The following is a 2,304-nucleotide window of genomic DNA, read 5'->3' on the forward strand; positions in this document are numbered from 1 at the left end:
GTGGAAAGGCGGGGCGGGCAGGGGGTTTTCCTCCTCCCCGAACTGGGTCTTTCCGCCTCGGTGGTCTTTGCCCAATCCCTGCCGCTTGGGTCCGAGCTTCGCCTGGGTTTCCGCAGGGCCGACTTGCCGAGCCTGGAGGCCCAGTTTGCCCCTTGAGGGGGCTAGCCCTCCTCCGCCAGGAGCGCCTCCAGGCTTTGAGGCTGGCGCAGCACCTCGAGCTCCTCTCCTGTCCAGAGCAGCTCGAGGGGGCGGGGGGTGTCCAGGTAGTTGCTGCTCATGCTGCTCCCGTAGGCCCCGGCCAGCAGGATGGCTAGGAGGTCGCCCTCCCGAGGCTCAGGGAGGGCTACGTCCCGGGCCAGCACGTCCCCTGCCTCGCAGGCCGGGCCGGCCAGGTCGTAAACCCCTCTTCGGGGGCTCTCGTAAAGGGGCTCCACCGGGTGAGCCGCGCCGTAGAGCATGGGCCTGAGGAACTGGCTCATCCCGGCGTCTATGAGGAGATAGCTGCGCCGGGTGCGCTTCACCCCGTAGCAGCGGGCCACCAGCACCCCGGCCTCGGCCACCAGGTAGCGGCCGGGCTCGAGCCAGAGCCGGGCGCCGTGCTTGCGGGCCAGGGCGGTGGCCGCTGGGCCCAGGGCCTCCAGCGCCAGCCCCAGGCCAAAGCCGCCCCCAAGATTCATCACCGCGAAGGGGCCATAGGACCGGTAGAGCCCGTCCATCAGGGCGTAGCCAGCGGCGAAGTCTTCCGGGCGTTCCAGCGCCGAGCCCAGGTGCAGGTGCAGGCCCAGCACCTCCAGGCCTCCCCGCCTGGCCTCGAGCAAGGCCGCCTCTAGGTCCTCCGGGAGGAGGCCGAACTTGCTCTCCCCCTGTCCGGTGGCCAGGTGGTGGTGGGTGGTCACCGGGAGGTCGGGGTTCACCCTGAGCAGCACCTGGGCACCGGGCAGGGCCTGGCCCACCCGGCGCACCTCGGGCAAGGAATCTAGCCCCAGGATGGGGATGCCCCAGCGCCGCAGCGTCTCCAGCAGGCTGGGGGTCTTGAGGGGGCCATTGAGCAGCACCTGGGCTGGAGGAAAGCCAGCCCGGTAGGCCCGGTAGACCTCCCCCAGGCTTACCGCCTCCATCCCCAGGCCTTGCGCGCGAAAGCGCCGCAGCAGGCCCAGGCGGGGGTTGGCCTTCAAGGCGTAGAAGACCTCGGCCTTAGGAAAAGCCTTCCTCAGGCGTTCTAACCGGGCTTGGATGGTGGGCCAGTCGTAGGCGTAAAAGGGGGTGGGGAACCGCTGGGCGGCTTCTATAAGGGCTTGCCGGAAGGCTGGGGGTATGCTCATCGGGGTAGGCGGTACTGGAGGCTCGCTTCGGACCCGCCGCTAGGCCCTTGGCTCAGCGCCTCGCGCCGGGCGGGTGCCAGCATTCTAATACCCAGCCCACCGGTGGCTGGGTCTGGTGGGGCGCCCCCTCCGGGTCGCGGAGGGGTGTGGGTGTCTTGAGCTTTTCTTAATGTCGCTTTGCACCAAGCTACTCCCGGATGCACTGTAGACTTGGGATGAGTGCAGGTGGATTGAACTGGGAGGTCAGGGCTTGTCGCTGTATCAAACCTTAGGTAAGTCCCTCGAGCCCATGCTGGGCGAGCGCACCCGAGCGGTGCTGGAGGAGGGGGTACGCCGGCTGGGCATCACCCCCGACCGGCTGGACGCCGCACAGGCCGAGGTCATCCTCAAGCGCTTGGTCTACCGCGAGCTGCAGAGCAAGATGAGCCCCACGGCGGCCCGGAGCCGGGTTGAAGAGCTCTTGAAGGAGCTGGGGCTCCATAAGGCCTCCTCAGGGGGTGAGCTCTCGGCCCACGCCTTGGAGTCGCTGGCTGAGCTCGAGGCCGGGCTTAAGCGCTTCAGCCTTTACGTGGACTGGCCCGAGGTGGGCCGGCTGCGCGGCCTGATTAACGCCATCAAGCAGAACCCTGAACCCCAGGCTGCCCGCAACCTGCTAAGGGAGGGCCGGGAGGTGTTGACCGGGCTCGAGGAGAAGCTTCAGGCTGCCCTTCTGCGCCAAAGCCGGGACATTCTGGAGCTCGAGTCGTCCCTGCAGCGGGTGCAGAGCGTGGGCGGTCCCAAGGTGCGGCGGTTGGAAAGCTACCTGCGCCAGATTAAAGAGGCCCACGAGCAGGAAATTCTGGTCCAGGCCGAGGTTCAGCGGGCCCGGGCGTTGGCCGCAGAGATGCGCAAGCTGGTGGAGTCCTCCGTGGTCCAAAACCCCACCAGCGAGGTGGCCATCACCCTGGACACCCGCGAGGACCCTCCTCCCCCCGACCGCCCC

1 protein-coding gene and 1 pseudogene are annotated in these 2,304 nt (G+C 68.3%); one reads left to right on the top strand and one right to left on the bottom strand.

Translation table 11 applies throughout. The features are described 5' to 3' along the window. Positions 1–161: 161 nt before the first annotated feature. Entirely contained in the window at positions 162–1,322 is a 1,161-nt protein-coding gene (lysA, locus tag Mlute_RS15015; protein ID WP_119361321.1) for a diaminopimelate decarboxylase, read from the bottom strand. A gap of 250 nt (positions 1,323–1,572) precedes the next feature. Here lysA and Mlute_RS15020 point away from each other — a divergent pair. Further along, positions 1,573–2,304: pseudogene (locus Mlute_RS15020) on the top strand (hypothetical protein); the annotation flags it as partial.

Source organism: Meiothermus luteus (genome assembly GCF_003574085.1).
In the GTDB taxonomy this organism is placed as follows: domain Bacteria; phylum Deinococcota; class Deinococci; order Deinococcales; family Thermaceae; genus Meiothermus; species Meiothermus luteus.

What these genes read in the sequence shown, in the direction of transcription:
- lysA (WP_119361321.1), bottom strand. Translation starts at nt 1,322, where the DNA reads ATGAGCATACCCCCAGCCTTCCGGCAAGCCCTTATAGAAGCCGCCCAG.